This window comes from Burkholderia sp. 9120, assembly GCF_000745015.1.
Taxonomy (GTDB): Bacteria; Pseudomonadota; Gammaproteobacteria; order Burkholderiales; family Burkholderiaceae; genus Paraburkholderia.
On the sequence record NZ_JQNA01000002.1, the window covers coordinates 4,391,337 to 4,414,723 of the forward strand.

The window sequence follows — 23,387 nt, forward strand, 5'->3', positions numbered from 1 at the left end:
TTCGTTGCTAGCGCACGCCCTGCTCCCGTACCGTTCTCCGATTGCGCACCACGCGCACCTGTTTTCGGAGAACCTATGGCAGCAAATGAATCGCAATCAAGCCGGACACACTCCATCGCCGACGCCGCACAACTAGCCGGCGAAGACGAACTGACGCGCCGCTTCGCGCCAGTCTTCGCGCGGATCGCCGAAGGCGCGGTGCAGCGCGAACAGCAACGCGAACTGGCCTATGCGCCGGTCGACTGGTTGCGCGAGGCGGGCTACACCAGACTGCGCGTGCCGACAGCGTACGGCGGCGAAGGCGTGTCGTTCACGGCGTTTCTCACGTTGGTCACGCGACTCGGCGAAGCGGATTCGAATCTGCCGCAAATCCTGCGCGTACACGGCGGTTTTATCGAGTCGCTGCTGGAAAGCGACGACGAGCCGTTGCGCGACCGCTGGTTCACGCGCATCGCGCAAGGCCAGATCATTGGCGGCGCGACCTCCGAGCGCGGCGCCGCGACGGACAACAGCGTGCGTCTCACGCAGACTAACGGCGCATGGCATCTCGACGGCGAGAAGTACTACACCACCGGCACGCTCTACGCGGACTGGGTCGACGTCACCGCGCACGACGGCGAGAGCCATGTGCGCGTCATCGTCAAAGCCAACGCGCCGGGGCTCGAACGTATCGACGACTGGGACGGCTTCGGCCAGCGCCTGACCGGCAGCGGCACCGCGCGCTTCAACCATGTGCCGGTTGCGATCGACAATCTGTACCGCCGCTATCGCGCGTCCGAGCCGCGCAGCAACAGCCTGCTCACCACGTATTACCAGGCGCTGCATATCGCGAATCTGGCGGGCATCAGCCGCGCGGCGTTGCGCGACGCGGTCGTCTTCACGCGGGCTAAAACCCGCACCTTCGGCGTTCCCGGCGAATCGAGTCCGCGTGACAACCCGCTGGTGCAGCGGGTGATCGGACGGCTCGCCAGCCTCGCCTATTCGACGCAGAGCCTGAGCACGTCGCTGGCGCGCGCGATCGACGAAGTCTCGACGGCCCACGCGCAAGGCCGCAGCAATGAACAGGCCTACGTGCATCTCGACATTCAAACGTTTCAGGCGCAGCAGATCGTGATCGAACAGACACTGCAAGCGGCGACGCTGCTGTTCGAAGTGGGCGGCGCGTCCGCGACCAGCGAGTCGCTTCGCTTCGACCGCTACTGGCGCAATGCGCGCGTGCTTGCCTCGCATAACCCGGCGATTGTCCGCGAGGCCGCGATCGGCGACTTCTATCTGAACGGCAACGCGCATAACGAGCGCTTCGGGCTTGAGCCGCAAAGCGCTTCGGTTGCGGTTGCGGTTGCGGCTTCGGCCTCTGTTTCTGTCGCCGCGTAATTAGCCGGCGTCTTCAACTCGGTCGAATCTACGCCGCCCCAGGGCGCCCGGTCGGCACACGCATGCGCTAAGCTTGCGCAACCGAACAGCCCTGACGAGCGCCATGAAGAACCTGCCCGCCTACGAGCCTCCCGTCGACGAAGCCGAACTGCTGCTGAAGTGGATCCGCCGCGCGCGCGAATCGCAGATGAGCCATTACGACATGGCCGACCTGTTATCGGCGCGCGACCGCCAGCTCGGCTGGCTGGTCACCGCGTTGACCGCGTTCGTCGGCACGGCGGTATTCGCGTCGCTGACGGCGGCGGCGGTCGCGCCGGCGTTGCGGATCTTCGTAGGGTTGGTGAGCGTCGCGGCGGCGGTGTCGGCGGCGTTGCAAACTTTTCTGCGCTATGCGGAGCGCGCGGAAAAACACCGCGCCGCCGGTGCGCGCTATGGCGCGGTGCGCCGCCGGCTCGAAGCGATCTTCGCCGGCGACGCCGATGCGCGCGACGGCCACTACCTTGCCGCCACGCGCGAAGAGCTCGACCGGCTCGCCGAAGATTCGCCCAATGTGCCGCCACGCGTGTTTTATCGCACGCAGCGCAAGCTCTCCACCGACCCGCTGCGCAGCCGCGACGCCTGAGCCACGCGAAGCCCTGAAGAGCCCGCGCACACCGGCCCCGTCCGGTCGTCGCGCCACCTCGATCCCGCCACGGCTTAAGCCTCGCTTAAGCGGACGCCGCCCATAATCCGTGACGCTCGGCATACCCGCTCGATCCCCGTGCGATGGCGCCCGGATTCACGCCGCCGCCTTACTGTCCGATACCAGAAGCCTTACATTTTGGCGGCCTTTGAGGTGGCCTGATTATGGTATCGTCCGGCCTGCGCTTTGAATGCGCATGCCACACTCAATCGGGCGCGAAATCGCTCCCCAAAAAAATATCATGGATGTCCAAAACGCCCGTCGCTGGGCACCACGGGGTACACGCGCCTGGCTAGTCGCGGCCGCTGCATTGGCGGTTGCCTGCGACGTGCGCATGTTGCTTCACCCATTAATCGGCCCTTTCTTGCCGGGCACCGCGTTCTGCATCGCGGCGTCGCTGGTCGAGTATTTTTTCGGCCTGGCGCCTGCCCTGACAGTGATGCTGCTCGGCCTCGGCATTGCCGACTATCTGTTCGTGCCGCCTTACGCGGCCATCACCGTGTTCAATCACGCCGACGTGGTGCTGCTGATCTCCTATCCGCTGGTCACGCTGCTCGTCATCATTCTGATCGAACGCTTGCGGCGCTCGCAGTTCCGCGCCGAGTTGATCGCGTCGGTCGCGCAGTCGCGCTATGAAATGCTGCTGCGTCACGATAACGAACGGATGCTCGCGCGCCGCGCCGTCGACGAAACGCACCGGTTGTTGCGCCATCTGTCGCATCACCACCGCACCTTCATTTTTATTCAGGCGCTCGAACGCGATGCGCTGCAGCCGGCCGACGACCTCAAACAGCACAGCGTGCTGCCGCGCCTGCCCAATGAAATCGCGCCGGGCCCGCGCTTTGCCGACGTCGATCCCGACGACATTCAGCGCCTGGGCAAAGCACTGCGCCCCGGCACGCACCGCGTGCGCCTGAAAACCGGCGACGGCGCGGCGAAGCTCACCGAATGCGTGTGCGAACGCTTCACCACGCACGCCGGCGACTTCCTCGTGTTGCGGATCGGAGCCTGAGCCATGAATCAACCGACCCAGCCGACCAGCCTGTTCTTTCCCGGCGACGACCACGCGGTGCTGATGCTGCACGGCCTGTCGAGTTCGCCGCTCGAATTGCGTTTTCTCGCGCGCTATCTGAATGCGGAAGGCTTTACCGCCTGCGCGCCGCTGCTGCCCGGCTATAGCGCCGGCTCCGAAGAAGCCGCGATGGAAACGTGGATCGACGCGGCCGTGCGCGAGTACGACGCGCTCGCCGCACGCTTCACGCATGTGTCGATCTGCGGGCTGTCGATCGGCTCGGCGCTGGCTCTCGCGCTCGCGCATCGGCGTCCGCGGGCGCAATCGCTCGTGTTGTTGTCCTTGACGCTTTCTTACGACGGCTGGGCGATTCCCTGGTATCGTTTCCTGCTTAATTGGGCTTACTACACGCCGATGCGCAAGCGCTGGCGCTATCGCGAGGCAGCGCCGTTCGGCCTGCGCAACGAGGCGCTGCGCGCCAAGATCGCGCGCGCGATGCAGCGTAGCGACTTCAGCGAAGTCGGGCCGTCCACGATCTCATTGCCGGCGCTGCACGAGGCGAGCCGTCTGGCGTCCGAAGTTCGCACGCTGGTGCGCGACATCAAGACGGATTGCCTGATCGTGCATGCGATCGACGACGAGACATCGAGCCCACGTAATGCCCAATTCGTGGCCAGCCATATCGGCGCGGCCTTTTTACGCACAATCTGGCTGGATGACTCGTATCACATGATTACGTCGGACAACGAGCGCGAAATCGTCGCGCGCGAAACCGCGCTGTTTCTGCGCGAAAGCGAAGCCGTTCGTAGCGGCGGAGACGACGGCCGCCAGCCCGTCGTCTCGAAGGCGCTCGCGCGGCGCCTGCGGCAACTTGCGGCACTCGGCAAGGAGCGGGCATGAGCGCGCGCGTGAAGCCTGCTGGGCATGGCCTTGTTGGACACCGCGTTGTTGAGCACCGCCAGCCGGCGCGTGCGTCGTCGCTGACGCTGGCATTGGCGCTAAGCGGCGCGTTGCTGGGTTTGACGACAGCGCAAGCCGCGCATGCCGACGACACGACGCCCGCTACAAACACTGACGCCAGCACCACGACCCCTACGTCGTCCGACAGCAAATGGAAGATCGGCGTTGGCCCCGGCCTGGTGGTCACGCCGAAGTATCCGGGCTCGCGGCAACTGAGCTACATCCCGTTTCCGGCGCTGGACATTTCCTACGACGACCGCTTTTTCTCGCAAGGCCCGGACGTGCTCGGCGTCAACGTGCTGCGCGGGCCGGCCTATCACCTGGGCGCGGCGCTGAGTTTCGACTTCCAGTCGCGCAAGGAGTCGGACGATCCGCACCTGCACGGTCTCGGCGACGTGGACGGCGGTCCCAAGCTGAAGCTGTTCGGCGACTACACGTGGTGGGCGTTCACCGGATCGGTGGCGCTGTATCAGGATATCGCCGGGCATCATCAGGGCACGACGATCAGCACCGATCTGGTGGCGTCCGCGCCGGTGGGCGGCTGGCTGTTCTCGGTCGGGCCGGGTTTCACGTGGGCCAACGGCACGTACACGCGGACCTTTTTCGGCGTCTCGCCGCAGCAGAGCGCGGCGTCGGGTTTGCCGACGTACAACACCAGCGCCGGCGTACGCGACATCCATATGAACGCGATGGTGACTTACGATTTTTCGCGGCACTGGAACGGCTCGGTCGCGGCGACCTTCGGGCGCCTCGAACACAATGCGGCGAATAGCCCGATTACCGAAAAGCGCTTCGAGTTGAATACGCTGGCGTCGGTGAATTACAAGTTCTGATGGTTGTTGAATGCGCGCTTGCCGGGCCGGCTTGCATCGATGTCGGCCCCGACTCAAGCGCGCAATAGGTGAAACGCCGCTCAGGCGTCGTCGCCCAGATCGTCGACCGCGATCCCCAACTCCGCGGCCATGCGCCGCACTACCGTCTTGAGCCGGCTCACTTCTTCCGCGAGACGCTTCTGCTCAGCCTTCACCGCCTCGAACGCGGATAACGGCACGGAGTCGTCGTCATCGCCCGGCTGGGCCAGATCGCTCGCGCTGACTTCGCCGCACAGCAGATGCGTCCAGCGGTTCTCACGCTCGCCCGGCGTGCGCGCCAGTTTGACGACGCGCGGCGGATCGTTGGCCGCGAGTTCGTCGAGAAACGCCTCGACCGATGAGATGTCCGCGAAACCATGCAGGCGTGCGCTGTTCAGGCGCAATTCGGCTGCGGTCTGCGGGCCGCGTAGCAGCAAGGTGGTCAGCAACGCGCCCGACTGGCTCGGCAAGCCCAGTACCCGGTTCATGTTCTGCTCGAAACGCGGCACGCGGCTGCTGCTGCCTTCCATCACCAGACTCAGTCGTTTCAGACCGTCGACGGCGGTCAGCACTTCGGCTTCGGTAGCGTTCATCACCGGCGCGCGGCCGGTTTTCTGATTGCAGCCCAAGGTCAGCGCGTTCAACGACAGCGGATAACTGTCCGGCACGGTGTGCTGCTTTTCGACGAGCACGCTGAGCACGCGCCCTTCGAGCAGGGTCAACGCGCGGAGGGAGGGACGGGAAACAGCGTCGGGAGTGGTGTTCATGGATGATGTTGCGGCTGGAGTCGCCGGGTCTCGTAGATGTGGTGCGTTGCCGTTGCACAGCCTGGCGGCGCTTTCTGGATGGCGGCCCCTATGATAAACGGGCCAGACGGTGCGCGGTGCATGAATGCCGGTCGCCGCGCGCCTACGTTCACGTTCACGCTGCGGGCGGTGAACGCAAGGCCGAACTTCACTCCCCCTTTTTGTTCCGATTGACGAATTTCCATATTCGAGATAATTTCCCGAATATGGAAAATATACACCCCGACGACAACGCCATCGACCGCCGCATCGCGCAGCGTCTGCGAGCGCTACGCGCCGAACGCAACTGGTCGCTCGACGATCTCGCGCGGCTCAGCGGCGTCAGTCGCGCCACGCTGTCACGCCTCGAAAACGCCGCCGTGAGCCCGACCGCGAGCGTGCTCGGCAAGCTGTGCGTGGCCTATGGCCTGCCGATGTCGCGCCTCATGCATATGGTCGAAGAGGACTTCGCGCCGCGGGTGCCGCGCGCCGAGCAGCCCTTGTGGACCGACGCCGCGGCCGGCTTCCGGCGTCGCTCCGTGTCGCCACCCGCCCAGGCGTTGGCCGGCGAAGCGCTGGAGTGCGAACTCGAACCCAGCGCGCACATTACCTACGACGCGTCGCCGAGGCCGGGCCTCGAACATCATCTGATTCTGCTGGACGGCCAACTGCGAATCACCGTCGACGGTCAGAGCCACGATCTGCAGCCTGGCGATTGCCTGCGCTACCGGCTGTTCGGCCCGAGCGCTTTCGTGACGCCCGCACACAGCGGCGCCCATTACTTTCTTTTCATCGTGTGAGCCGACATGAGCGCCATGACCATCACCCCTTTTTCCGCCGACGATCTCGAACGCCATCTGCCGGAACTCGGTACGCTGCTGCATGCTTGCGTGCATGACGGCGCCAGTGTCGGTTTCGTGCTGCCCCACGGCGTCGACGAGAGCGAAGCGTTCTGGCGCGGCAAGGTGCTGCCGACGCTGCGTAATGGCCGGCTGGTTCTGCTTGTCGCGCGTGAAGGCGACGCAATCGCCGGCACCGTGCAACTGGATTACGACACGATGCCGAACCAGCGACATCGCGCCGAAGTGCGCAAGCTGCTGATTCATCCGGCGTGGCGTCGTCGGGGGATCGCCCGTGCGTTGATGATGGAGTTGGAGCGGCACGCGCTGCGTTTGCAGCGCAGCCTGCTCACGCTCGACACGCGTACCGGCGATCACGCCGAGCCGCTGTACATCGCACTCGGCTATCAGGCGGTCGGCATGATCCCGGGCTACGCGCGCGGACCGGACGAGGAACGCTTCGACGCCACGACGATCATGTATAAGTCACTGCGCCCGCGACACCTTGAAGATGAATCGCGAATGGACGGATCGGCGCGATGAATAACCCATGCCGCGTGCTCCCCGAGCAGGTCGGCGTCATACTGCCGACCGTTACATGCGGCCATCGCCAGGCGCCGCACGCTCATTCGGAATCGCTGGATTTTCTGTCGCGCGGCACGCCTCGTTCGAGAAGGTGAACCTTGCTGGCCTGACCCGCTGCCGCGTCGATATGCGCCTCGATGAACTCCAGCGCACCTTCCGCGACTTCGCGTGGCGGCAACTTCTTCAAGGCCTCCGCTGTGCGGCCCGTTTCATGCGCGACAAACTCGGTGTTGTAGTCCACGTTGTCTTTCAGTGACGCGCCCTTGTACCCTTTCGCATCGATTGCGTATAAGTCGTAGTGACCCTCCCCGTATTCACCGTTGCCGAAGATGCGGGCACCTTCCGGCGTTTCAGAAACGATAATCGCGTCGCCCTGGATCATCTTCTGAATTCCGCCGAAGTGATTGGACGGACTAAAGCCATGCGCGGCGATCTCTTCTCGAAGACCGGGACGCTCAACCCGATACACGGTTGAAAACGACGACTTCTCCAGCATGCCGACTTCATTGATATGCATGCCGCGCGGCACGGCGTTCGGGCTGAGATAGGGATTGGGACCGCGTATTCCGGCATGACTGGCGGACGGCGCGCTGCCTTGCGCCGAATCGGCCGGCCGGTCTGCCGTGGTCCCATCCGGGCGACCCGCTGCGGGCGTGGGTGATGTGTCCTTCGGCGATGCTGGACGCGACGGTGCGGGCGACACGTCCATTGGAGAGGGAGGACGGACTGGAACCCCGGATGGCTTCTGGAGCATCTCGGTCGGGCCGCCGGCTAACACCGCGAAAGATATCGCCAATAAAATATCGAGGGTCGATTGCTTCGGCTGCTTCCCTTCGTTCGCTGGTACCGAACCCGCCTCGCACGTGCCGCTCTGGCGGTTATTCCAGTTGAAATGCCTGCACTGGAATTCGCTCCAGGTCTCCTTGCTGGACTGCCATCGCGGTTCAGTCAACGCCCGTTGCGTACGAACGTGCGCTGCGCCCGCGTGACCGTCTCCCGGCAAGAGACTCGGCCCCTGTCCCGTCGGCGCGTTCGTCTTCGTAGGATCGGGGCGAGAGGCCGGGGCCATGGACTGCTGCCCGCCGGCGCTAGCACCGGTGCCGACAGACTTCCTTTGAAATGCAGATTGAAGGGGGGAATCGCTCCGAATGGGCATGCTCATGTCGTTCATCCGCCTTTTCCAATGTCGTCCGCCGGGGTAGCAGACTAAGGAGTCAGCATAGACATGACGACAGTCAGGCGGTCATAGCGGAGTAACGCAACGACACGCCGACACAACGACACGCCGAAGGCGGAGCATTGGCCCGGGAATGCTATCGAACCGCTTACCGACGCGAATCGAGCGCGATCCGCACCGCGAGTCCGGCGAGCACCGTGCCCATCAACCAGCGCTGCACCCTCAGCCACACGGGACGACCCGCGAGGAACCCGGCGATCGACCCCGCCATGCTCGCGATAATCGCATTCACCGTCACGCTGACCACGATCTGCACGCAGCCGAGAGCCAGCGACTGCAACAGCACACTGCCATGTCCCGGCGAAATGAATTGCGGCAGCAGCGACAGATACATCACCGCGATCTTCGGATTCGCGATGTTGGTGACGAAGCCCATGGTGAACAGCTTACGGGGGCTATCGTGCGGCAGATCGCGCAGCTGGAACGGCGAACGGCCGCCGGGTTTGACTGCCTGCCACGCGAGATACAACAGATACAGTGCGCCGCCGAAGCGCAATGCGTCGTACGCAAACGGCACCGTGAGCAATAACGCGGTAATGCCGAACGCCGCGCAGAACATATAGAACACGAAACCGAGCGCCACGCCGCCGAGCGACACGAGACCGGCGCGCTTGCCCTGACAGAGCGATCGCGAGATCAGATAGATCATGTTCGGTCCCGGCGTGAGCACCATGCCGAGTGAAACCAGACCGAAAGCGAGCAGCGTTGTGAAAGCGGGCACGGCGTTCTCCTCGTTGATGAATGGGAATTGTGCCGCCGACTATAGCCGATCGCCGCCACGCCGACCCGGTACACAATCGCAGCACACGCACAGGACAGCGCGCACGCATACCCACGCTCGGACCGCACACACGCGCTGCAACGCAGCGCACGAAACACTTGCGGCAATAATTTTTGCCCGGTATCGTCGTGCCGTTCTGCAATGCAGCGCGGGAGAGATCGTCATGCGGTTAGTGACGACGCCGACGGAGCAACCGCCCCGGAAACTCTCAGGCAAAAGGACCGCGCAGCGGGAACATCTGGAGAGCGACGCCGCCGACACTTGCGCGCGTCCACCGAAGGGGATTCCCCACTCCGGCTCGCATTGAGCCGGCATGGCGCGGGAAGAAACTCTCAGGTACAGGGACAGATGGGGCATCGACGCCGGTTTCGACACGAAATCGACACCGGTGATGCTCAACTCATCTGGACTATGTCATGTCACGAATCGCCATTATCGGCGCCGGCATTACCGGCGTCACGACCGCTTACGCCCTCGCTCAACGCGGCCACCACGTCACGGTTTTCGAACGCCATCGCTATGCGGCAATGGAGACGTCGTTCGCCAACGGCGGCCAGCTATCGGCCAGCAACGCCGAAGTCTGGAACAGCACCGCTACCGTGCTGAAGGGGCTGCGCTGGATGCTCACGCGCGACGCCCCGCTGCTGCTCAATCCACTGCCCACGTGGCACAAATACTCGTGGATGGGCGAATTCCTGCGGCAGATTCCGCACTACCGGAGCAACACCGTCGAGACCGTGCGGCTCGCGATTGCCGCGCGCGAACATCTGTTCTCGACGGCGCGTAGCGAGGGCATCGAGTTCGATCTCGAACGGCGCGGCATTCTGCATATCTACAAAACGCAGAAGGAATTCGCCGCGGCGAACAAGGTGAATGCGTTGCTGCGCGAAGGCGGCCTCGACCGCAATCCGGTGTCGGCGACCGAGTTGCAGCGGATCGAGCCCACGCTGCAAGGCGATTTCTTCGGCGGTTTTTTCACGCCGTCCGATTCGACCGGCGACATCCACAAGTTCACGCGCGGTCTCGCGGATGCCTGCGTGCGGCACGGCGTCGAGTTTCACTACGACGCCGAGATCACGGCGATCGAGCAGCCCGTGGAGGGCAAGTTTTCGCTGACGGTCAATCTGGAAGGCGAGTCGCAGCGCTTTGCGTTCGAGCGGATCGTCGTCTGCGCCGGGGTGAAGAGTCGCGATTTCGCGGCGATGCTCGGCGATCACGTGAACATCTATCCGGTGAAAGGCTATTCGATCACGGTCTGTCTCGACGACGAAACCAGTCGGCGGCGCGCGCCATGGGTGAGCCTGCTCGACGACAGCGCGAAGATCGTCACCAGCCGGCTCGGTGTGGATCGATTCCGCGTGGCGGGCACGGCGGAGATCAACGGCTTCAACCGCGATATCCGCTCGGACCGGATTGCGCCGCTGGTGGACTGGACACGGCGCTACTTCCCCGAAGTGTCGACGTCGCGTGTGATTCCGTGGGCGGGTTTGCGGCCGATGCTGCCGAGCATGCTGCCCAAGGTGGGACGCGGCAAACGGCAAGGCGTGTTCTACAACACCGGGCACGGGCACCTCGGGTGGACGTTGTCGGCGGCAACGGCACAGGCGGTGGCTGCGGCGATTGTGTAGCCTCCGTTTGCAACGCGCCCCTGCTGTGGGACGTCCCCCTACAGCAGGGGCGAACGCCTTTGTGGATGGCGATCACGGCGGCAAAGGCCGAATGCAAAATCCGTCACATCTGCTAGTGTTCTCCCATCCCCGCAATCTCCGTGGAGAACTCATGCCACACCACCGTTCCACGAAACACAGCACGACCAGCCCGCGCCTGACCGACGCTCAGATCGCCGCCGAAGCAACCCGTCGCCTCGCGTGGGATACCGCGGTTCCCGAGCACGCCGTCAAGGTGAAAGTCGCCGCCGGTCGCATCACGCTGCGCGGCGAACTGCAACGCGATCAGCAACGAATCGCCGCCCTCGAAGACGTCACGCGTCTGTTCGGCGTCACCGGCGTATTGGATCGCACGACCATCAAGCCGAAATAAGAGGCTAGGTCAGCGGAAAAGAAAGCGGCCAGATCAGTTCAATGCGCCTCAGCGCGCAACAGCGTCCGGCAATGCCGCGCGATCTGCTTCTCTTCCTCGGTATGAATCGCCCTCACCTTGCCCGCCGGATCGCCCTCCACGAGTCCCATGAAAGCAAGCCCGTCGCACACGCGCTTGCGAATCCCCGCGCTGTGTTCACCGATCCCACCCGTGAACACCAGCAGATCGATCCCGCCCAGCAACGCCGCATACGCGCCAATGGTTTTGCGCACCGCCGTAGCGAACGCATCGAGCGCCAGCGCCGCATTGGCATCGCCCGACGCGGCCAGTTTTTCCAGCGCCTGCATATCGCTTTCGCCATCCGTATAACCGGCGAGGCCGCTGTGCCGATTCAATAGCGTCTCCAACGCGGCGGCGTCCAACTTCTCGACCCGCATCAGATACAACAACACGCCGGGATCGAGATCGCCGCTGCGCGTGCCCATCGGCACACCGCCGGTCGGCGTCAACCCCATCGACGTATCGACCGACTTACCCTCGCGTAGCGCGCACAGGCTCGACCCGTTGCCGAGATGTGCGAACACCGCGCGAGGAGGCAGCGCGTTGCCGAGCTGCGTGACCAGCGACTCATACGACAGCCCGTGAAAACCGTAGCGGATCACCCCCGCCTTTACATACCGCCGTGGCAACGCGAGTTGCGCCGCGCGCGGCGGCAGCGTTGCATGAAACGCGGTATCGAAGCAGGCGAAATGCGGCGCGTCGCCGAAAATCCGCGCGGCCTCGTCGATCAGTGCGAGCGCCGGCGGAATATGCAGCGGCGCGAAATGCACGGCGTCCTGCAGACGCTGACGCACCTCGGGCGTGAGCCGCTGATGCTTGCGCAAATGCGGCCCGCCATGCACCACCCGATGCCCGACCGCCGCGGGCCGCCCATGACCCTGCTGCGCGAGCACCTCGGCGAGCTTGCGCAACGCGTCGGTCTGCGACTCCAGCACCCGCTCCTGCTGCACCAGCACGCGGCCGTCCGGCGCCTTGATCAGCAGGCCGCCGTCGCCGCGCCCGATGCCTTCCGCACTGCCGGCGAGCAGCAACGCTTCGTCGCCGCTCGCGTAGGTGAACAGCCCGAACTTCAGCGACGACGAACCGCTGTTCAGCACCAGAATCGTCGGCGCCGGGGCGCGCTCTTGAGGTTCCATCGCCTGCCTCGCTCAGCCTTTCCAGGTCCAGTTGCGGATCTCTTCCTTGTCGATGCCTTCGGCATGCGCATAAGCAAGATGCTCGATGATCTGGCCGCGCAGCCATTCCTTCGCATGGTCGCCGACGCCGCGCAACGCCGGCACGCGATCGATCACGTCGATGGCAAGCGAGAAACGGTCCACCTGGTTGATGATCGCCAGTTCGAGCGGCGTATTGATGTTGCCCTTCTCGTGATAGCCGTGCACGTGCAGATTGTCGTGATTGGTGCGGTTATAGGTCAGCTTGTGCACCAGCGAAGCATACGAATGGAAGTTGAAAATCACCGGCTTGCTGGTAGTGAAAAGCGAATCGAAATCGCGGCTCGACAGCCCATGCGGATGCGCATGCTCGGGCATCAGACGGAACAGATCGACCACGTTGACGAAGCGGATCTTCAGATCGGCGAAACGCGCCTTCAGGATCTCTACCGCGGCGAGCGCCTCCATGGTCGCGATATCGCCCGCGCAGGCGATCACCACGTCCGGCTCGACGCCCTGATCGGTCGACGCCCAGTCCCAGATGCCGATGCCTTTGGTGCAATGCGTGACGGCCGCGTCCATGTCGAGATACTGCAGATGCGGCTGCTTGTCGGCGACGATCACGTTGACGTAATCGCGCGAACGCAGGCAATGATCGGCCACGCTCAGCAGGCAGTTCGCGTCGGGCGGCAGATAAATACGCACTACGTCCGGGCTTTTATTCGTGACCACATCGAGAAAGCCGGGGTCCTGATGCGTGAAGCCGTTGTGATCCTGACGCCAGACCAGCGACGTGATCAGCAGGTTGATCGACGGCACCGGCTGCCGCCAGCCGAGGTCGCGCTTGGCTTTTTCCAGCCACTTGGCGTGCTGGTTGAACATCGAATCGATCACGTGGACGAACGCTTCGTAGGTCGCGAACAGGCCGTGACGGCCGGTCAGCACGTAACCTTCGAACCAGCCTTCGAGCGTATGTTCGCTCAGCATTTCCATCACGCGGCCATCGGTGGAAAGTTCGCCGCCGTCGGCGTCGCTCGCTTCGGTTTGCGCGAGCCAGGTCTTTTCGGAGGCCTCGTAGATCGCCGTCAGCTTGTTGCTGGCGGTTTCGTCGGGGCCGAACACGCGGAAGTTCGTCATGTTGTTGCGCATCACGTCGCGCAGGAATGTGCCGAGCACTTCGGTGGGCGACGTGTACGAGGCCGCCGGTTTTTTCACCGCGACCGCGTAGTCGCGGAACGGCGGCAGGTCGAGCGTCTTGCACAGCAAACCGCCGTTCGCGTGCGGATTGGCGCTGATACGGCGCGCGCCTTCGGGCGCGAGCTCGCGCAGTTCTTCGACGAGACGCCCCGCTTCGTCGAATAGCGATTCGGGTTCGTAGCTGCGCAGCCAGTGTTCGACCAGCTTCAGGCTTTTGCTATTCGTGACCGGATCGAGCACCGGCACCTGGTGCGCGCGCCACGAGCCTTCCACTTTATGGCCGTCCACTTCCTTCGGGCCGGTCCAGCCCTTCGGTGAACGCAGCACGATCATCGGCCAGCGCGGTCGCGTGGCGTCGTTGCGTTCGCGCGCATGCTGCTGGATCGCGCGGATTTCGCCGATGCATTGTTCGAGCGTCGCGGCCATCTGCTGATGCATCGTGTCGGGGTCGTCGCCTTCGACGAAATACGGCTTGTGGCCGTAGCCGGTCAGCAGTGCTTCGAGCTCTTCACGCGGAATCCGCGCGAGGATGGTCGGATTGGCGATCTTGTAGCCATTCAGATGCAGCACCGGCAGCACCGCGCCGTCGCGGATCGGGTTGAGGAATTTGTTCGAGTGCCACGAGGTGGCGAGCGGGCCGGTCTCGGCTTCGCCGTCGCCGATCATCACGGTGACGATCAGGTCGGGGTTGTCGAACGCCGCGCCATAGCCATGCGACAGGCTGTAGCCAAGCTCGCCGCCTTCATGAATCGAGCCAGGCGTTTCGGGCGTGCAGTGCGAACCGATGCCGCCGGGAAACGAGAACTGCCGGAAGAAGCGGCGCATGCCGGCTTCGTCTTCGCTGCGGTCCGGATAGATCTCCGAGTAGTGTCCTTCGAGGTAGCAATTGGCGAGCGTGGCGGGCGCGCCGTGACCGGGGCCGGCAATGTAGATCAGATTCAGATCGAGCTTGCGGATCATCCGGTTCAGATGCACCAGCAGGAAGCTTTGTCCCGGATCGGAGCCCCAATGGCCTAGCAAGCGGTTCTTGATGTGTTCGGGTTTGAGCGGCTCGCGCAACAGCGGGTTGTCGCGCAGGTAGATCATGCCGGCCGACAGGTAATTGCAGGCCCGCCAGTAGCGGTCCATCTTGCGCAGCGTGTCGGGATCCAGAATCGTCGGCGGGGTCGCACGTGAGGTTGCTTCGGCCATGGCGTCACTCCTCGAAAAGGACTGTCAGGCAGGTTAGCGGGTGCTGCGGCGATGATGCGTGACATGCGCGGGCTTTTAAAAAAAGCGATGAAACGGCCGGCTTGTCATGCGCATGACATAACGGAAGCGTCAAAGCAAAGACTCGACGCGCATCGCGTGGCGGGACTTCGTCGACGATTGTCAGGGGTTGTGACCCAGAGTGCGCGTCATGGTTCGACGCAATTCGCTCATGCTTTGATATAGATCGCGTTTGCCGCGCTCAAGCGACGGCCGACACGAGCATCGGCCGCGATTGTGAGGTAAAAACTAGTCGGCCGTGCGCGCCTTTTTGGTCGGCGAACGACCTGCCTCCAGCGCGATCTCCTCCCGTCCCGGCGGACGGTAACGCCATTTACCGGCGCTCGGATCGTTACGGGCGTCGTCGTGACGTCGTTGCTCGGCACGCGCCTCGTCGGCACGGCTGAGTTCCGCGCGCCGGTCACGCGTGGCGGCAGGCGTATCGGACTGACGCAGCGTTGACGGCGGCGGTCGTTGCGTGGGTAGTGACGACATGATGACTCCCTGATCGAGGATAGGCGTGAGACTGCTTGGGAAAGGATTTGCCGGTCAGCGCTTCTTGCCTGTCCAGCGGCGGTCCGGGCGATGCAGAAGATGGATTTGACGCAGGTAGATCGAAGCGCCGAACATCAGCGCCGTGCCGGCCACGATGCCCCAGATTGCGGATGTCATGATTTTCCTTTTGGCCCGCCTGTCACGCAGCGCCTGAGCGCCGGCAACGAAACCGCAGGCAATCGACGGCGCATGTGGCTGACTTTGAACAAACCCGCATCACTCGTGCCGCGATGCACGGAGTATGCGCCCTAATGAACCACACGTCTGGTCGCCGTTCTATCGCGCGGTGCAGCGGCCGGCCGGTGCTCATGCGTTAGACTTTAAGCACGGATTAAGCGAACCGGTTTATGCTCGCCGCGCGGTGCGCATCGGCGGAGCGCATCGGACGCGTGTAGCACGCCTTCCTCTCATCCTTCATTCTCAACGGCCATCATGTCGACACCCAGCCGCTTCAAGGCGCCTCTGATTCTCGTTCTTTCGATCGTGCTGCTGTTCGCGGGCGTCTCTGTGCTGATCGGTGTGTTCGGGTTGCTGGTCAAGCTGTTCGGGGTGACCTGACGCGAGGCCGGACATGCGAGGTGGGCACGGGATCTGCGCGGACTGTACGCGGACTGTGTATTCTGAGCGTTCGCGCGGCGCCAGCATGGCGCCCAGGCTCATTGCAAGGAGATTCCATTGACCCACCATCCTGAACCCTCCCCGGCCGACCCGTCGAAGATCGATCCTGAACTGATCGAACTCGCGCAGCAGGTATTCGATCTCGCACGACGCGGCGACGCCACGATGCTGGCCGCGGTAATCGAAAAAGGCGCACCGCCGAATCTGCGCAACGACAAGGGCGACAGCCTCGTGATGCTGGCGAGCTACCATGGTCACGCGGATGCGGTGCGCGTGCTGCTCGAACGCGGCGCCGATCCGAACCTGCGCAACGACAACGGCCAGACGCCGATCGCGGGCGCGGCGTTCAAGGGCTTCGACGCGGTGATCGAGACGTTGCTCGCGCATGGCGCGGATGTGGAAGGCGCGTCGCCCGACGGCCGCACCGCGCTGATGGTTGCCGCAATGTTCAACCGCACTGCGATCATGGAGTTGCTGATTGCGCACGGTGCCAACCCCAACGCGCGCGACGCGAACGGCGTGAGCGCGCTGGATGCCGCCGGCCGCATGGGCGCGGGAGACACGCAGGCGCGGTTGAAAGAACTCGGCGGCGCCTGAGTTCCGGTTTTCTGTTGAAGCGCTGGAGTGGCGTTGGTCCAAGCGTCATGCCATGCCTTAGTACGGCACGGCATGAAGCGTGGCAGCCAACCCAACTCGCAACCGGGAAGGGCTACCGCCCGTATCAGCCCTTCCCGCCCAGCAGCGCATCCAGATCGATCTCCGCCAACTCGCCGATCCGTTCGACGCTTACATCCGCCGGCGGATTGCTGGAGATTTCCTTCGGATCGAAAGCGTAGTGCCCCTGGCGCGGAAACACCGTGGTCAGCTTCTCGCCCCACGCCTTCTTCATCGCGGTCAGAATGCGCAGCTTGTCGTCGACCATCACATAGTGGCGCGCCGGGTAGCACTCCATCACCTGATCGAGCATCTGCTCCTTGTGGATGTAGATCAGCACGCGCCCTTCGACCTCGTCCCATAGACCCGAACGGGCAATCTTGCGCGGCTGGAACACCACGTCGCCATCGGACAGAATCACCGTAGGCCCGCGTTGCGCGACGTGCCGCAACGCATCCAGCGCGCCCGGATAGAGCCGGTTCGCGAACGGATACTCGATCAGAAACGACGCCATCAGCAACAGGCGCGTGTCGCGCGGATGTTCGAGCCGGTAGCGCTGCAACGCGCCAAGATAGTCGGCGTAACCCAGTTCCGAACGCAACTGCTCGAAAATCTCCCAATAGCGTGCGCTGTTTTCCGCACCGAACGACTTCATCATGTGCGCGCGCAAATCCGCCAGCACATGATCGTTGTCCAGCAAGGTGTTGTCGCAGTCGAACAGAAACACGACGTCGTGCGGCGTGGAGGGGGTGGCTGACATTGCTGCTCCGTTGATTAACTCTTCTGCCCGTCGGGCGGCGTAGCGGCTTTCTCGACGTGGCCGCCGAAGTCGTTGCGCATGGCCGACAACACCCGGTTCGAGAAGTCCGCTTCGCCGCGCGAACTGAAGCGCGCGAACAGCGCCGCGCTCAGCACCGGCGTAGGCACGCCTTCGTCGATGGCGGCCGCGACCGTCCAGCGCCCTTCGCCCGAATCCGATACGCGGCCCGCGTAGTTCTTCAGCTCGGCATCGTTGACCAGCGACCCCGCGATCAGATCGAGCAGCCACGAGCCGATCACGCTGCCGCGACGCCAGACCTCGGTGACCTCGGCGAGATTCAGATCGTATTGATACAACTCGGGACGGCGCAGCGGCGTGGTTTCAGCGTCGACTTCACGCGCGTGTTTGCCGGCGTCGGCGTGATGCAGGATATTCAGCCCCTCGGCGTACGCGGCCATGATCCCGTACTCGATGCCGTTGTGAACCATCTTCACGAAGTGCCCCGCGCCCTGCGGCCCGCAATGCAGAAAGCCCTGATCCGCCGTGCTGGCGCTGGCCGTGCGGCCCGGCGTGGGCGTCGCCGCCCCCGCGCCCGGCGCGAGCGCCGCGAAGATCGGTTCGAGGTGTTTCACCACCTCCGGCTCGCCGCCGATCATCAGACAGTAGCCGCGTTCGCGACCCGCCACGCCGCCGCTCGTGCCGACGTCCACGTAGTGCAGCTTGCGTGCGCCCAGTTCGTTACCGCGACGAATGTCGTCGTGGTAATAGGAGTTGCCGCCGTCGATCACGATGTCGCCCGGTTCCAGCAGCGGCACCAGCTTGTCGAGCGTGGCGTCGACCACGGCGGCCGGCACCATCAGCCAGATGGCGCGCGGTTTCTCCAGTTGCGCGACGAGGTCTTCGAGCGAGGTGACGCCCGCCACGCCGTCCTGTTTCAGTTTGTCCACCGCCGCTGCCTGCACGTCGTAGGCAATGCAGTGCTGACCGCCTTTCGTGAGGCGTCGCACCATGTCGGCGCCCATGCGTCCCAATCCAATCATGCCTAGCTGCATATCTCGCTCCGGAAAGTGCGTCGTTGCGTTGCTCGCCCTGGTTCGTTTTGCTGTGCATCACCGCGCGCGCCAAAAGACGATACGCCTCTTTGCAGAGGTTTTGCACGGCGTAAAGTTCCGCGTGAATGGAATTGGTTTGGTGTGCCGCCCGTGTGGGTTTCGATTCGGCTGACGGTCGTCTTACAGGTGGGTCTTTTTACGCGGCTGTTGCGTGTGGGTTTTGCACGTTGCGCTTAGGCCCGGTCACGCCGTCCACCGCCGCGTGCCTGCAACTTCACATATTGCGCACGCGCGAAGCGCTTCACCGCGCGCCACATCAGCGGATAGCGGTCGCCCGGCACCGCGAACAGCACCAGCGCACACAACGCCAGCAAGCCGCAAAACAGAAACGTGCCGCGATAGCTGAACGCCTGCACCAGCAAGCCCGACAACACGCCCGACAGAATCGAGCCGACCCGCGCCGCGTTGAAGAACAGCGCGGTGGCGCGGCCCGGCGCATGCGGCATCAGATCCTGCACATAGGTCATGCCGAGGCACGAGGTCACGGCGACCACGAACGCGTTGAGGATCTGCATCGGGATCAGCATATGCACCGTGCCGGCCATCGACATGCCGACGAAATACACCGCGTGCACCGCCGCGCACGCCGCCAGCCAGTTCGGCTTGTGCAGCGAGGACGACTTCGCGCCGAGCGCGAGCATCATCGGGATTTCGGTCAACGCGCCGAGGCCGAGCATCACCGACACGTCCAGATGCGTGCCGTTCAGGCCATGCACGATGTACAGCGGCAGCACGATCATCGTCGCATTCGCGGCGAGCCCCAGCAGCGTGAGCGCGGCGACCGCGCGGCCGATGTCGTTGGCCGACGCGACGCCGGGCAGGTCTTCGTGTGCGTCTTCGCCCGGCGTGGTGAGCGGCGGCACGGTGATCGACGCCGACGGCTCCGACGCGGTGTCTTCCACCGTGTGGTCGCCCAGATGACCTTGCGGCTCGCGCATACGCCAGACGATCGCCGCGCAGGCCGCGAAACTGGCCGCGGCGAACAGGAACAGGCCGTAGAAACTGCTGGCGGCCAGCACCAGCGCACCCACCGACGGCCCGAACACCCACGCCGCCGACAGAATGGTCCGCAAGGTCGCGCTGGCGAACACGCGCTCGGCCGGGTCGCCGACCGGCAACGCCGCGCGGCTGAACGAGAAGACCATGGAAATCGCCGAGCCGCCCGCGCCGATAAAGACGATGCCGACCGCCAGCAGCAAGCGGTAATCACGCACCACGCATAAACACAGATAGCCGAGCGCGGCCGCCACCAGTGCCGCGAGCAGCAACGGGCGATGCCGTCCGCTCGCATCGCTCCAACGGCCCGCGAGGGTGCTGGCGAGCACACCGCTGGCGGCGATCAGCGTCATGAAGACGCCGAGCCTGAACGGCGTCATGCCGGCGCGTTCGACGCCGAACAAGGACAGATACGGAGCGGTGAACGACATCGCGACGCCGAGCATGAGGGTCGCGGCGGCGAGCGGCTTGAAGCCAGGGATGCGCAGCAGGTCGAAAAAACGTGAGGTTTTCAACACGGGTGGCGGTGGGTCAGGAGGAGCGTGCCCGCGAAACGCAACGCGCGCCGAGGACTTCGTAGCCGGAACAACCGGGGCATTATCAACCTGGCTTGCGGGCGCGTAAACCCGTGCCGGTCGCATCCCAAATCCGCTTACCTAGAAGTTTGCGCGTCACAGCACGACATACCCGCGCTTTTCCAGCGTCCAGCGATGCCACTGATTGCCGTACACCCCGCAACCGACGCTGAACAGCACGCCGAGCACAGTACCGATCCAGTCGGCCGTTTCGCCCCACAGCCCGGAGCAGAACAGAATCACGCTGACCGCCAGCATCACGAACGCGGCAAACCACATCTTCTTCGACAGCGCCCACATGAAACCCAGCAGGCATGCGCCCCAACTGAAGCCGGTCGGGACGGCGACGGTGTCCTCGTTGCCGGGATAATGCAGATAGATCCTTGCTCCCATGTCCTTTCCTCAATGCAATACGCCGCCACTCGACGGCGCGTGACGATGTTTAACACGCCACGAGAACAGGCGGATGAAAATGCGCGCAAAAGGGGCGGCCGAGCTCGCCGTGCGGTGCTTCATCGAGGCCTTGCTCACTGACGATTAGAAGCATAGCTGCTACTCTTACCGAATTCACGCGCCGGCCTTCCCACCCCGCGAAAGGCCTGCCGGCACAGATCGAACCGCACCGGAGCATGCATGGCCACCCAGACCGCCTACTCAACGAAAGCCCCTTCGCGCGCCGAACTCGACGCCCTGCCCGGCGCCACCGTCGTCGAATTCGGCACCGACTGGTGCGGCTATTGTCAGGGCGCGCAGGCATCGATCGCGAAGGCGTTCGAACCGCATGCCGACATCCGCCACCTGAAAATCGAAGACGGTCCCGGCCGGCTGCTGGGCCGTTCGTTCAAGGTCAAGCTTTGGCCCACGCTGGTGTTCATGCGCGACGGCATCGAAGTCGCGCGCGTGGTGCGGCCGACCGGCGCGGCGGACATCACGCAAGCGTTGACGTCGCTGTGAGCCGATGAGATAGCAGGTCGAGTCACCAGATTCATCGCAGGTTTTACTGCAGGATTCCATCCGCAAACCGGATCAAAAGGGAGCACACCTCATGGACACCCGTAGCGAGCTGCAAGCCACCGTCAAGGCCATGGTTCAACCCGGCAAAGGCCTTCTCGCCGCCGACGAAAGCGGCCCGACCATCGCCAAACGCTTCAAGACGATCGGCCTCGAATCGAGCGAGGAAAACCGCCGCGCGTACCGCAATCTGCTGCTCACCACGCCGGGGCTCGGCGAGTTCGTGAGCGGCGTGATCCTCTATGAAGAAACGCTCGGCCAGAAAGCCGACGACGGCACGCCGTTCCCGCAACTGTCGGCGAAAAACGGCGTCGTGCCCGGCATCAAGGTCGACCTCGGCAAGATCCCGCTAGCGCTCGCGCCGGGCGACGAAATCACCGAAGGGCTGGACGGCCTCGCCACACGCTTCGTCGATTACAAACGGCAAGGCGCGCGTTTTGCCAAGTGGCGCGCGGTCTACAACATCACCGCGAGCTTGCCGAGCCGTCTCGCGATCGAAGCGAACGCGGATTCGCTGGCGCGCTACGCGGCGATTTCGCAGGAAGCGGGCATCGTGCCGATCGTCGAACCAGAAGTGCTGATGGATGGCGATCACACCATCCAGCGCAGCGCGGAAGTGACCGAAGCCGTGCTGCACGAGGTGTTCAATGCGTTGCACCGGCACCGCGTGGTGCTCGAACATATTCTGCTGAAGCCGAGCATGGTGCTGGCCGGTTCCGAGCACGCCCATCAGTCGTCGGTGGCCGAGATCGCGGCGCATACCGTGCGGGTGTTGCGGCGTACGGTGCCGTCGGCGGTGCCGGGCATCGTGTTTCTGTCCGGCGGTCAGACGCCCGAAGAAGCCACCGCGAATCTGGATGCGATGAATCGCCTCGGGCCGCTGCCGTGGAATCTGAGCTTTTCGTATGGGCGCGCGTTGCAGGAACCGCCGCTGCAAGCGTGGAAGGGCCAGCCGGGCAACGTCAAGGAAGCGCAGGAGGCCTTGCTCAAGCGCGCGCGGCTGAACAGCGCGGCCGCGCTGGGGAAATACGACGCGGCGCAGGAAAAAGGCTAACGGTTAGCCGTTAGCCGTAAAAGTAAACGGCGAGAGGCTGCTCGCCGACAAACCTCGCACGGCTGCGCGTTCATCATCGCGCGGCGTCCTTTATAAAGGCGCCGCGCCGAACGCCTGCCGCTGCGCAAGCGAGACGAAAGCCTGCGCGTCACGCGCGGCCTCCACCACCGGCGCCATCCCGAAGAACTCATGCGTCGCGCCGCGATAATTGCGGTGCTCCACCGCTACGCCCGCCGTATGCAGTTTCTGCACCAGCGTCTCACCGTCCGAGCGTAACGGATCGATGCCCGCGGTCACCACCACCGTCGGCGGCAAACGGGACAGGTCGGCGCTCACCACATCGATCAACAGGCTGGTCAGATCGCTCTCGCTATTGATCACGTTCTGCATGAACCACAGCATCATCGGCTTGTTCAGCGGCCGCGCATTGCGGTTCTCTTCATAAGATACCGACACGATATTGTTGCTCGCCACCGGATAGATCAGCGTTTGATGCATGGGCGTGTGCATGCCGGCATCGCGAGCGCGGATCGACACGTTGATCGCCAGATTCGCGCCCGCGCTCTCGCCCATCACGGCGAGTTTCTCCGGATCGCCGCCGAGGCTCGCCGCATTCTCGACCAGCCAGTGCCACGCGCTGAACGCGTCGTCGTGCGCCGCCGGCAGACGATGTTCGGGCGCTTGCCGGTAATGCGCGGACACGACGATCGCGTGGCTTTGCGCGGCGATGGCGCGCGGCGTTGCGTCGTAAGTGTCGAGATCGGCGATCACCCAGCCGCCGCCGTGAAAATACAGCATCAGCGGGAACGGCCCCTCGCCTTGCGGCGTATAAACGCGCGCCGGATTGCCATGGCCTGCCGCGCCCGGAATCACGATGTCTTCAGTACGCACCGCCTCCAGTTCCAGCGAAGGCCGCGCGCTGAACGCCGGCTGCGTCATCAGTTTCTTGACGGCGTCGGCGGGCGTGGGCTGTTTTCTCGCCTCCGCTACCGTGCATTTTTCGATCGGTTTGGGATTGAGGCTCTTCAGTGCGTCGAGCACGGCCTTCATATCGGGATCGGCATGTCCGGTGGGATCGAGTCCCACCATGCCTTTGATCGTGTCGCCGAGTGTCATGTCGCAACTCCTGATGGGTGAAGGCACGGACCCATCGGAGGCACTTTCAAAGCGGCGCTCGACGACCGTGTATGCGGTCGAATTCAGCAAGCGCTATACCCATCGAACGAAGCATTCAACGGCCCATTCGA

Annotated in this window: 25 protein-coding genes and 1 riboswitch; of the genes, 13 read left to right on the forward strand and 12 right to left on the reverse strand. The window is 64.0% G+C overall.

The window, feature by feature from the left end:
* Nucleotides 1–75: 75 nt before the first annotated feature.
* The 5 genes from FA94_RS27735 to FA94_RS27755 all read left to right on the forward strand — a co-directional run bounded on the left by FA94_RS27735 (nt 76) and on the right by FA94_RS27755 (nt 4,861).
* Nucleotides 76–1,374: an acyl-CoA dehydrogenase family protein gene (locus FA94_RS27735; protein WP_035557275.1), complete on the forward strand. Its 1,299-nt coding sequence runs from the start codon at nt 76–78 to the stop codon at nt 1,372–1,374.
* 103 nt (nt 1,375–1,477) lie between these two features.
* A complete protein-coding gene (locus FA94_RS27740; RefSeq protein WP_035557278.1) occupies nt 1,478–1,996 on the forward strand; it encodes an SLATT domain-containing protein in 519 nt (172 codons plus the stop codon).
* 301 nt (nt 1,997–2,297) lie between these two features.
* Nucleotides 2,298–3,068 (forward strand): DUF4118 domain-containing protein, encoded by a 771-nt coding sequence (locus FA94_RS27745; RefSeq protein WP_035557281.1) that lies wholly within the window; start codon nt 2,298–2,300, stop codon nt 3,066–3,068.
* A gap of 3 nt (nt 3,069–3,071) precedes the next feature.
* On the forward strand, nt 3,072–3,968 hold the full coding sequence (locus FA94_RS27750) for an alpha/beta hydrolase (protein ID WP_035557284.1): 897 nt from the start codon (nt 3,072–3,074) through the stop codon (nt 3,966–3,968).
* Nucleotides 3,965–4,861, forward strand: a complete 897-nt coding sequence (locus FA94_RS27755) for a MipA/OmpV family protein (protein ID WP_081936174.1) — start codon at nt 3,965–3,967, stop codon at nt 4,859–4,861. The genes FA94_RS27750 and FA94_RS27755 overlap by 4 nt, the downstream gene beginning before the upstream one ends.
* A gap of 80 nt (nt 4,862–4,941) precedes the next feature.
* Here FA94_RS27755 and FA94_RS27760 read toward each other — a convergent pair whose 3' ends face one another.
* The gene (locus tag FA94_RS27760; RefSeq protein WP_035557286.1) at nt 4,942–5,646 is read right to left on the reverse strand and encodes a YceH family protein; all 705 of its coding nucleotides are present in this window, start codon (nt 5,644–5,646) and stop codon (nt 4,942–4,944) included.
* A gap of 245 nt (nt 5,647–5,891) precedes the next feature.
* Between FA94_RS27760 and FA94_RS27765 the strand changes: the two genes are divergently transcribed.
* Both FA94_RS27765 and FA94_RS27770 read left to right on the forward strand, forming a co-directional pair.
* Entirely contained in the window at nt 5,892–6,464 is a 573-nt protein-coding gene (locus tag FA94_RS27765) for a helix-turn-helix domain-containing protein (protein ID WP_035557289.1), read from the forward strand.
* A 6-nt stretch (nt 6,465–6,470) separates the two neighbouring features.
* Nucleotides 6,471–7,046, forward strand: a complete 576-nt coding sequence (locus FA94_RS27770; RefSeq protein WP_035557292.1) for a GNAT family N-acetyltransferase — start codon at nt 6,471–6,473, stop codon at nt 7,044–7,046.
* An 82-nt stretch (nt 7,047–7,128) separates the two neighbouring features.
* Here FA94_RS27770 and FA94_RS38845 read toward each other — a convergent pair whose 3' ends face one another.
* Together FA94_RS38845 and FA94_RS27780 are read right to left on the reverse strand one after the other, a co-directional pair.
* Nucleotides 7,129–8,040, reverse strand: a complete 912-nt coding sequence (locus FA94_RS38845) for a hypothetical protein (protein WP_156126722.1) — start codon at nt 8,038–8,040, stop codon at nt 7,129–7,131.
* 373 nt (nt 8,041–8,413) lie between these two features.
* Nucleotides 8,414–9,046 carry a LysE family translocator gene (locus tag FA94_RS27780; RefSeq protein WP_035557298.1) on the reverse strand — a complete coding sequence of 211 codons (633 nt, stop codon included), beginning with the start codon at nt 9,044–9,046 and terminating at the stop codon, nt 8,414–8,416.
* Nucleotides 9,047–9,245: 199 nt separating this feature from the next.
* A riboswitch (glycine riboswitch) is annotated at nt 9,246–9,340 on the forward strand.
* Between the two features lie 182 nt (nt 9,341–9,522).
* Between FA94_RS27780 and FA94_RS27785 the strand changes: the two genes are divergently transcribed.
* Both FA94_RS27785 and FA94_RS27790 read left to right on the forward strand, forming a co-directional pair.
* On the forward strand, nt 9,523–10,734 hold the full coding sequence (locus FA94_RS27785) for a D-amino acid dehydrogenase (protein WP_035557301.1): 1,212 nt from the start codon (nt 9,523–9,525) through the stop codon (nt 10,732–10,734).
* Between the two features lie 151 nt (nt 10,735–10,885).
* Nucleotides 10,886–11,146, forward strand: coding sequence for a BON domain-containing protein (locus tag FA94_RS27790; protein ID WP_035557304.1), 261 nt, complete (start codon nt 10,886–10,888; stop codon nt 11,144–11,146).
* A gap of 38 nt (nt 11,147–11,184) precedes the next feature.
* Here FA94_RS27790 and FA94_RS27795 read toward each other — a convergent pair whose 3' ends face one another.
* From FA94_RS27795 to FA94_RS39800, 4 genes are all read right to left on the reverse strand, one after another.
* Nucleotides 11,185–12,342: an acetate/propionate family kinase gene (locus FA94_RS27795; RefSeq protein ID WP_035557308.1), complete on the reverse strand. Its 1,158-nt coding sequence runs from the start codon at nt 12,340–12,342 to the stop codon at nt 11,185–11,187.
* A 12-nt stretch (nt 12,343–12,354) separates the two neighbouring features.
* Complete coding sequence (locus FA94_RS27800; RefSeq protein WP_035557310.1) at nt 12,355–14,748, reverse strand: phosphoketolase family protein; 2,394 nt, start codon at nt 14,746–14,748, stop codon at nt 12,355–12,357.
* A gap of 306 nt (nt 14,749–15,054) precedes the next feature.
* Nucleotides 15,055–15,300 (reverse strand): hypothetical protein, encoded by a 246-nt coding sequence (locus FA94_RS27805; RefSeq protein WP_035557313.1) that lies wholly within the window; start codon nt 15,298–15,300, stop codon nt 15,055–15,057.
* Between the two features lie 54 nt (nt 15,301–15,354).
* Nucleotides 15,355–15,477, reverse strand: coding sequence for a hypothetical protein (locus FA94_RS39800; protein ID WP_279614052.1), 123 nt, complete (start codon nt 15,475–15,477; stop codon nt 15,355–15,357).
* Between the two features lie 315 nt (nt 15,478–15,792).
* Here FA94_RS39800 and FA94_RS39805 point away from each other — a divergent pair, with 315 nt between their 5' ends.
* Entirely contained in the window at nt 15,793–15,918 is a 126-nt protein-coding gene (locus tag FA94_RS39805) for a hypothetical protein (RefSeq protein WP_279614053.1), read from the forward strand.
* A 117-nt stretch (nt 15,919–16,035) separates the two neighbouring features.
* A complete protein-coding gene (locus tag FA94_RS27810) occupies nt 16,036–16,575 on the forward strand; it encodes an ankyrin repeat domain-containing protein (RefSeq protein ID WP_051980815.1) in 540 nt (179 codons plus the stop codon).
* 124 nt (nt 16,576–16,699) lie between these two features.
* On the opposite strand, the gene FA94_RS27815 is transcribed toward FA94_RS27810, so the two are convergent.
* The 4 genes from FA94_RS27815 to FA94_RS27830 form a co-directional block, all read right to left on the reverse strand.
* Entirely contained in the window at nt 16,700–17,392 is a 693-nt protein-coding gene (locus FA94_RS27815; RefSeq protein ID WP_035557315.1) for an HAD family hydrolase, read from the reverse strand.
* Between the two features lie 14 nt (nt 17,393–17,406).
* Nucleotides 17,407–18,444, reverse strand: a complete 1,038-nt coding sequence (gene gnd / locus FA94_RS27820) for a phosphogluconate dehydrogenase (NAD(+)-dependent, decarboxylating) (protein WP_035557318.1) — start codon at nt 18,442–18,444, stop codon at nt 17,407–17,409.
* 233 nt (nt 18,445–18,677) lie between these two features.
* Nucleotides 18,678–20,018 carry a sugar efflux transporter gene (locus FA94_RS27825; protein ID WP_035557321.1) on the reverse strand — a complete coding sequence of 447 codons (1,341 nt, stop codon included), beginning with the start codon at nt 20,016–20,018 and terminating at the stop codon, nt 18,678–18,680.
* Between the two features lie 153 nt (nt 20,019–20,171).
* Nucleotides 20,172–20,468, reverse strand: coding sequence for a DUF2628 domain-containing protein (locus FA94_RS27830; protein WP_035557324.1), 297 nt, complete (start codon nt 20,466–20,468; stop codon nt 20,172–20,174).
* Between the two features lie 240 nt (nt 20,469–20,708).
* On the opposite strand from FA94_RS27830, the gene FA94_RS27835 reads away from it, so the two are divergent.
* Together FA94_RS27835 and FA94_RS27840 are read left to right on the forward strand one after the other, a co-directional pair.
* The gene (locus FA94_RS27835; protein WP_035557327.1) at nt 20,709–21,029 is read left to right on the forward strand and encodes a thioredoxin family protein; all 321 of its coding nucleotides are present in this window, start codon (nt 20,709–20,711) and stop codon (nt 21,027–21,029) included.
* Between the two features lie 91 nt (nt 21,030–21,120).
* On the forward strand, nt 21,121–22,140 hold the full coding sequence (locus tag FA94_RS27840) for a class I fructose-bisphosphate aldolase (RefSeq protein WP_035557329.1): 1,020 nt from the start codon (nt 21,121–21,123) through the stop codon (nt 22,138–22,140).
* A gap of 90 nt (nt 22,141–22,230) precedes the next feature.
* Here FA94_RS27840 and FA94_RS27845 read toward each other — a convergent pair whose 3' ends face one another.
* The gene (locus FA94_RS27845; protein WP_035557331.1) at nt 22,231–23,256 is read right to left on the reverse strand and encodes an alpha/beta hydrolase; all 1,026 of its coding nucleotides are present in this window, start codon (nt 23,254–23,256) and stop codon (nt 22,231–22,233) included.
* Nucleotides 23,257–23,387: the final 131 nt, after the last annotated feature.